This is a genomic window from Actinomadura sp. KC345 (assembly GCF_004348515.1).
Taxonomy (GTDB): Bacteria; Actinomycetota; Actinomycetes; order Streptosporangiales; family Streptosporangiaceae; genus Spirillospora.
In genome coordinates, this window is record NZ_SMKH01000344.1 from 1 (window position 1) to 7,657 (window position 7,657).

The window sequence follows — 7,657 nt, forward strand, 5'->3', positions numbered from 1 at the left end:
ACCCGCTCCCCCGGCGTCACCCGCTCCGGTGACCTGAAGTGGATGACGCGGCCGTCGTCCATCACGCCCTCGGCGGCGACCTCGCGTCCGTGGAACTCCGAGACCTCCACCCGGACCATCACCCGGTTCTCCCGGGCGGCCGGGTCCGCCGGACCGACGAGGTGGAAGTCCTCGGGGCGGACGGCGGCGACCGCCCGCGCGCTCGTGATCGGCTGCCGGCTCAGCCCGGTCAGCATCAGGCCGTCCTGGTCACCGACCGTGGCCTTCCCGCCGTCCGAGGAGCCGCCGCCGGACAGGACGGGCAGCTCCAGAAGGTTGCGGTAGCCCATGAAGCCGGCGATGTAGGCGCTGGCGGGGTGGGTGTAGACCTCCTCCGGCGTACCGATCTGCTCGACCACGCCGGCCCGCAGCACCACGACCCGGTCGGCGAGCGCGAGCGCCTCCTCCTGGTCATGCGTCACGTAGACGGTGGTGAGGCCGAGGTCCTGGTGGATCCGCCGGATCTCCGTCCGCATCTGGACGCGTAGCTTGGCGTCGAGGTTGGACAGCGGCTCGTCCATCAGCACGAGCCTCGGCCGCAGGACGATCGCGCGGGCGATCGCCACGCGCTGCTGCTGCCCGCCCGACAGCTGGCCGGGCAGCTTGCCGGCGTGCTCGGTCAGCTCGACCGTCGCGAGCGCCTCGTCGACCCGCCTGGCCGTCTCCGCCTTGCCGACCCGCCGGACCGACAGCCCGAACGCGACGTTCTTGCGGACGGACAGGTGCGGGAACAGCGCGTAGTTCTGGAACACCATCCCGAACCCGCGCCGCTCGGGCGGCAGCGTGTCGATGCGCTCCCCGTCCAGCCAGATCGCGCCGTCCGACAGGGGCAGCAGCCCGGCCAGGCAGTTCAGCGCGGTCGACTTGCCGCATCCGGACGGCCCGAGCAGGGCGATGAACTCGCCGCCCTCGATCCGCAGGTCGAAGCCGCTCAGCGCGGTGGCCCTGCCGAACCGGCGGGTGACCCCGTCCAGGCGCAGATGCCCGAACGCGGCACCCGCGTCCTTCTCCAGCACGGTCTCGGCCATCATGACGCACCTCCCGGGCACGCGGAGTCCGGTGTCACTGCTCCCGGTGTCACTGCTCCCGGTGTCACTGCTCCCGGTGTCACTGCTCCCGGTGTCACTGCTCCCGGTGTCACTGCTTCTTGACCTTCTGGCCGCCGATCTCCCGGTCCCAGCGGTCGAACGCGGCGACGAGCGCCTTGGCGTCCAGCGGCGGGGCCTTGGGGTTGTCGGCGATGAGCTTGTCGTACTCGGGGCGCCCGTACTCCTCGATGGCCCTGCGGCTCTCGGCCGGCGCCATGTCCAGCGTCACGCCCTTCACCGCCGGGCCCGGGTAGAAGTAGCCCTTGTCGAAGGTGACCGCCTGCTGCTGCGGCTGGAGGGCGAACTTCATCAGGTCGAGGAGGACGGCCAGCTTCTCGCCCGAGACGCCCTTCGGGACGACCATGTAGTGGGCGTCGGTGACCCAGGTGAAGCCGTCCAGCGGCTGGATCCTGACGTCCTTCGGCACCTGGCCGAGGACGCGCGGGTTGATGTCCCAGCCGGTGGTGCTGAGGATGACGTCGCGGGTGCCCTCACCCAGCTCCTTCATCGTCTGCGTGGTGCCGGTCGGGTAGTACTCGATGTACTGGTCGAGGTCCTTGAGGTACTTCCAGGTCTTCTCCCAGCCGTTCACCGGGTCCATGGGGTCGGAGTCCCCGAGGATGTAGGGCAGGCCCATCAGCCACGTCCGGCCCGGCCCCGAGTTGGACGGCCGCGCGTACATGAGCTTGTTCGGGTTGGCCTTGGCCCACTCCAGCAGTTCCTCCGCCGTCGTGGGCGGGTCGGACACCGTCTTGGGGTTGTACTCCAGCAGCGGCCCGGACGGGTAGTACGTCACGGTGACGCCCTTGTTCTGCGCCAGCTCCTGCATCTTGGCCGCCGGCTCCAGGTACAGGGAGTTCAGGTCGGGAAGCTTGTCGGAGTACTTGCCGACCAGGTCGACCCAGAGATCCTGCTCCAGGCCGGCGGAGAGCCCGTCGGTGCCCGTCAGCACCAGGTCGATGTCGAGTTGCCCCGCGTCCTGCTGGGCCTTGACCTTGCCGGCCAGTTCCGGCGCGGTCGCCTTCGTGTAGTTGATCTTGCTGATGCGGTCGGGATGCGCCTTCTTGTAGTTCTCGAAGATCTGCTCGGTGAGCTGGAGGTTTCCGGCGACGTCGATGATGTTCAGGGTGACGGCCTCGGACGGCATCGTGACGTCCCCGGCGGCCGGTTCGGACGCGCTGCCGCCGTCCGAACCGGGCGCGCCGCAGGCGGCCAGCAGGAGGCCGGCGGCGGTCGCGAGCGTGAGGAGGGCGGATCGAGGAGTTCTCATGGAGTGGGTCCTCCTGGCGGGACGGCTGGTCCCTGACGACCGGGCTCAGACCGGTCCGGTGGTGCCTCGGATGAGGAGTCGGGTCGCCAGCTCGGCGGCCGGCGGCAGGGGAGGCGCCTTCGGCGCCCCGGGGTCGAGCATCGAGTGCATGGTGGCGGCCGCCGCCCGCGACAGCGCGGCCACGGGCATGGCCACCGTCGTGAGAGGCGGATTGGTCATCGACGCCATCGGGACGTCGTCGAACCCGACGATGCTGAGCCCGCCGGGCTCACCGGGCTCACCGGGCACGGGCTTTCCGGGCACGGGCTTCCCAGGCACGGGCACGCCGCGCGCGGTGAGCCGTGACAGCACCCCGAGCGCGACCAGGTCGTTGTAGGCGAACACCGCCGACACGCCGGCGGCGAGCACCTCGTCCGCGGCCCGGAACCCTCCGGCGAAGCGCGGCTCGTACGGGCCGAGATCGACCAGCTCGATACCGCGTTCCTCGCAGGCGGCACCGACGAACTTGCGCCGCTGCCGGTTCGACCACGAGTTCGCCGGGCCGGACAGGTACGCGCACCGCCGGTGACCGAGCGCGTGGACGTGCGCCACCGCCTGGTCCATGCCGGGCTGGAAGTCCAGCAGGACCGACGGCGCCGCCCGGCTCGTCCGGTTGGCGAGGACCACGGTCGCCTTGGACGCGAGCGCGCGAAGCCGCGTCCCCGACATGCGCGGCGCGCACAGGATCAGCCCGTCGACCCGCTCGACCATGGCCTCGGCCAGCCGGAGCTCCGTCGACGTGTCCTCGTCGGTGTCGGCCAGGAACACCGCGAACTCGGTGTCCCTGAAGTAGGCCTCCACGCCCTTGATGAACGGCGCGAAGAAGGGGTTGGCGATGTCGGGGACGATCAGCCCGACGTTGCGGGTCCGCCCGAGGACCAGCGACTGCGCCGCACGGTTCGGCTGGTAGCCCAGCCGCTCGGCGCATTCGAGCACGCGCCGCCGGGTCTCGGCGTTGACGAGCTCCGGGGAGTTCAGCGCACGCGAGACCGTCGAGGGCGATACCCCCGCGAGGCTCGCCACGGCCCGGATGGAGGCCCGGGTGCTGTCCGCGCTCATGGCGACGAGTATGAAAACGTTTGCGGAACAGTGTCAATGGCGAGCCCGAAGAATCCACACCCGTGACAGACCCGTTACCTGCGCGCCGTTCAGCGATGCACCCGTGCCCCGCCGAACCGGGCGGAGGCGTTCCGGCGAACCACGGAGACCGCTAGTGCGCTGCGGAAATCACGTCGTCCAGCAGTTCACGCGAGGCCGTCAGGCTCTCGATCCGGCGGTCGATGCGAGCGCGCTCGGCCTTGAGGTCCTCGGCCATTTCGGCGCACAGCACCAGCCGCTCCCCCTCCTCGCGCACGCACGGCAGCAGCCAGGCGATGACCTGTGTCGACAGCCCGGCGGCCAGCAGCACGCGGATCTGGCGCACCACACCGACGTCGCCGTCGCGGTATTCGCGATAGCCGTTCCCGGCTCGCCCGGGCGAGAGCAGCCCCTGCTCCTCGTAGTAGCGCAGCAGCCGGACGCTCACGCCGGTCCGGCGGGACAGCTCACCAATGCGCACGGTACCGCCTTCTCCACTTGACCCTCACACAGATGTGAGACTTTACCGTTATGCCCGCCCCGAACAGCAACAACACGGTGGAGACAGGCATGAACGACACAAGGGTGGCAGTCGTGACCGGCGCGGCCGGAGGCATCGGGCGCGCCATCGCCCGGCGCCTCGCCGGCGACGGCTTCCACGTCGTGGTCAGCGATCTCGCGTCCACGCACGGGAAACTCGATCAACTGGCCGGGAGCTCGCCGCCCAGGGCGTGCGCTCGCATGCGATCACCGCGGACGTATCGGACGAGGCCGACGTCGAACACCTGATCGGGACGGCAGTCGACACACTGGGCGGGCTGGACGTGATGGTGGCCAACGCCGGGATCGTCACCGCGGCCCCGCTGCTGGACCTCTCAACGGCGGAATGGGACCGCGTCATGTCCGTCAACGCGCGCGGCGCGTTCCTGTCCTACCGGGCAGCGGCCAGGCAGATGATCAAGCAGGGACGCGGAGGAAGGATCATCGGAGCGGCCTCCGTGTCCGCGCACAAAAAGCTCAGCCCTGGTCGGCCATTACTCGGCGTCCAAATTCGCCGTGCGCTCCCTGGCCCAGGCCGCCGCCCTCGAATGGGCCGAGCACGGAATCACCGTCAACGCCTACTCCCCCGGCCTCGTGCACACGAGCATGTGGGACGACCTGGACCGGGAGATCGTCGCCCTGCAGGGAGGCGAGCCGGGCGACGTCATCGCCGGCGCGATCCCCGACATCCCGCTCGGGCGCGTCCAACGCCCCGAGGACGTCGCCGGCATCGTCTCCTACCTCGCCTCCGACGACGCGGCCTACATCACCGGCCAGTCAGTGATCATCGGTGGCGGAATGCTCCTGACCTGACCCGATCGGCAGCGGAGTGGCGAGCTCATGCCCCCGGTGCCCTCGTCGGCGCCCTCGCCGGCGACCGCAGAGCGACGAGAAGGATCAGTCGGCGAAAGATCAGTAGGCGAAGGCCGTACCGCATGCAATCGCCCTCCCAGAGGAGGAGTCGACTCCGCCAAGGCAGGCATACCGTGGCCGGTCCTCTCCGATGGAGACGGCGACGAGTTGCCCGTTGTTCGGCCTGCCGGGAATGGTCTTGCTGACGCGCATCGGCTTGCCCTCGGTGAAGGTGAACAAGATGGTGTCCGGCGGCTCGCCCTTCTTCATCACGCCGTACCCGGTGCGGCCGTCCGGGGCCATGACGGCGGTGCTCACGTTCCCTGGACCGTCCGGCTGCCGGAACAGGACGCGGCCACCACGCAGGTCCGCGCCTTGTCCATCGGTGTCGCGCTGTTCATCGGTGTCGAGCGCATGCACGGCGACGTTCCTGATGCCGAGTCCAGCGGTCCTTACAGGCCGAGAAGCCACGGAAGGGCCGACTGGCCGGACGTCACCGATGGTGTAACCGACCGTGCGGTTGTCGTCGGCCCAGACGACCTCTCCGATGATGGTGGGACCGGACGTGCTCCAGGTGCGGCGGTCGTCCGATTCGACATCGCGGACGGTCAGGCCGGCGCTCGGTTGCGCCCCATCGTCACAAGGGGCCGTCGTGTAGGCGATCCGATCGCCGTCCGGGCTGATCGCGAGCCCCGCGACGCGGGACGGGACGACGCCTCCCTCCAGCGGCTCGATTCCGGTCACCTGGCCGTCGCCGGCGAGACCGAAACGGTAGAGACGCGACTCGCACGGCTTGTCCCGTGAGGAGACGACGAAGAAGTCGCCATCGGGCCCGGCGACGAGCTCTCGCGCCTGACCGGCGGATGGCGGCGGCCGAACCTCGTCGACCAAGCGGCTCGTGCGATCCTGCTGGATCGCACGCACCTGGAACCACGGTTCCGGTCCGCTCCGCTGCGACGAATGGCCCATGCGTCCCACGGAGAGAAAGAAGCGCGGCTTCCGCTCGGTGCCGTCAGGCGTCCCAGACGCCGCGGGCTCACCGGCCAGCAGGTGCACTACGCCGATGGAGGCCGCGACCGACAGGGCCATCGCGACCGGTGCCGCCCAGCGCCGTACCCGCCAGGACCACGGCTCAGCATCCTGCGGCTCGAACCATCCGTCCGCCGTCTCGTCCGCCATGTCGTCCGCCATCCGGCGATCATGCCGTGCCAACGGGCGCCGCGGGCTCGTACAGCGAGATCGGGTACGCCGTCGCCGCGTGGGACGCGGGCCGGCCGGACCCTCCCGCTCGTGGCTGCGAGACACCCACCGGCGGGGACGCCGCGTTCGGCGGCGCCCCCGCTGCTGTTCGCCTTTCTGCGGGTCGTGTCAGGTGGTGATGGCGCTTTCGAGGAGTGGGCGATGGCGGAGCATCCAGGCCGCGGACCGTGCCTGCCAGGCCAGCGCCCACAATGAGGCGACGTCGTCCGACTCCGGCGTGATCCGGGCCTTGACGGCTACACCGGCACAGTCGCGGACCGCGTACTCGATCATCCTGGTGACGAAGCCGCGCCGGTAGTCGACGGTGAGGCCGTAGCCGTCCAGGAAGAGCCGGAGCTGCCGGGCGCGAGCCGCCGCATCGGGCAGGTTCTGGCGTTCGGCGATGTCATCGTCGTGCAGTTGGGCGTTCCACCATGCGGCGCCCGCGACCTCATCGAGCCGATCGGTCGGCCCGGCCGCGGTCCAGTCGATGTAGGCGACCGGCAGGCCATCGCGCGCGACGGTGTGCCACGGACCCGCGTCGCGGTGGCTGATGATCGCGCCGGGTGCGTCGCTGTGGAACGGCCACGGCCGCCAGACCGCGTCGTGCGGCGGCCGGAAGGACGCGGTCGCCTCGTGCAGGTCGTGGAGCAACCGCCCGGCGGACCACACGCCTTCGTCGCTCCAGGCGTGCGGGTGGACGGAGTCGCCGTCGATGTAGCCGACGACTTCGTGTCCCTGATCGTCGTATCCGTCACCGACGACGCGGGGGCTGCCGGTGAACCCGACGTCCTCCAGATGGTTGAGCAAGACGTGAACAGTGGGCGTCCAGGGCGCGGCCGGACGAAGCACCGTGTCGCCGTGGCGTAGGACCGGTGTGGGCTGGCCTTCTGCGCCGGTGAGCGGCTCGAAGGAAGCGTGCGAAGACACTCGAACTCCTTGAGTTTCGAAGCCGTGAAGCGCTCGGGCTTCACGCGGGCAAGACGGCAGGGGACGTCCCTGCACTTGCGCTCGCTTCGACCCCACAGGCGAGTGCGCACCGAACACGCAGGCCGAACATGCGGCCGGCGGCCCGGGGTGGTCAGACCGGGGGGCGTCGGACCGAGCCAGCGGACCGAGCCAGCGGACCGAGCCGCCGAACCAAGCCGCCGAACCAAGCCAGCGGACCGAGCCGCCGAACCCGGGGCGTCCGACCGGGGTGTCAGACCGGGGCGTTCGCCCGGGGCGTCCGACCGGGGCGTCGATCAGACCGTGCCGATCAGACCGTGCCGATCAGACCGTGTTGTGCCTGGTGGCCGAAGCGGTCGCCGGGGTCATGCCGAGAACCATGATCGTCATGATTGACCTCCTTGGGGTCCGGCTTGGAGCCTCACCGGAACGCTGTCACGGCACCTCCATGACAGCAACGCGTTTTCGCCGCCGTGAGCGACCTGACCGCGCGAATCTCGTTATGGGCCCGGGGCCGGGAGACGTCCTCGGGCGTGGGGCCCGGTTCGTGGGTGCGGGTTCGACG

The 7,657-nt window shown here is 70.2% G+C and carries 8 protein-coding genes; 2 read left to right on the forward strand and 6 right to left on the reverse strand.

What is annotated here, in order from left to right:
• From E1281_RS34620 to E1281_RS34635, 4 genes are all read right to left on the reverse strand, one after another.
• On the reverse strand, positions 1-1,070 hold a 1,070-nt coding region (locus tag E1281_RS34620), incomplete at its 3' end, for an ABC transporter ATP-binding protein (protein ID WP_207943669.1).
• Positions 1,071-1,176: 106 nt separating this feature from the next.
• A complete protein-coding gene (locus E1281_RS34625) occupies positions 1,177-2,397 on the reverse strand; it encodes an extracellular solute-binding protein (RefSeq protein ID WP_131883930.1) in 1,221 nt (406 codons plus the stop codon).
• 45 nt (positions 2,398-2,442) lie between these two features.
• Positions 2,443-3,495 (reverse strand): LacI family DNA-binding transcriptional regulator, encoded by a 1,053-nt coding sequence (locus E1281_RS34630; RefSeq protein ID WP_131883931.1) that lies wholly within the window; start codon positions 3,493-3,495, stop codon positions 2,443-2,445.
• A 151-nt stretch (positions 3,496-3,646) separates the two neighbouring features.
• Complete coding sequence (locus E1281_RS34635) at positions 3,647-3,994, reverse strand: MerR family transcriptional regulator (protein ID WP_131883932.1); 348 nt, start codon at positions 3,992-3,994, stop codon at positions 3,647-3,649.
• A gap of 89 nt (positions 3,995-4,083) precedes the next feature.
• On the opposite strand from E1281_RS34635, the gene E1281_RS42315 reads away from it, so the two are divergent.
• Entirely contained in the window at positions 4,084-4,302 is a 219-nt protein-coding gene (locus tag E1281_RS42315) for an SDR family NAD(P)-dependent oxidoreductase (RefSeq protein WP_243717711.1), read from the forward strand.
• 234 nt (positions 4,303-4,536) lie between these two features.
• Positions 4,537-4,866, forward strand: coding sequence for an SDR family oxidoreductase (locus tag E1281_RS42740; protein ID WP_279433679.1), 330 nt, complete (start codon positions 4,537-4,539; stop codon positions 4,864-4,866).
• Positions 4,867-4,965: 99 nt separating this feature from the next.
• Here E1281_RS42740 and E1281_RS42325 read toward each other — a convergent pair whose 3' ends face one another.
• On the reverse strand, positions 4,966-5,994 hold the full coding sequence (locus tag E1281_RS42325) for a hypothetical protein (RefSeq protein ID WP_165959230.1): 1,029 nt from the start codon (positions 5,992-5,994) through the stop codon (positions 4,966-4,968).
• 279 nt (positions 5,995-6,273) lie between these two features.
• Positions 6,274-7,074 carry an aminoglycoside phosphotransferase family protein gene (locus E1281_RS34655; protein WP_131883935.1) on the reverse strand — a complete coding sequence of 267 codons (801 nt, stop codon included), beginning with the start codon at positions 7,072-7,074 and terminating at the stop codon, positions 6,274-6,276.
• Between the last annotated feature and the right edge of the window lie 583 nt (positions 7,075-7,657).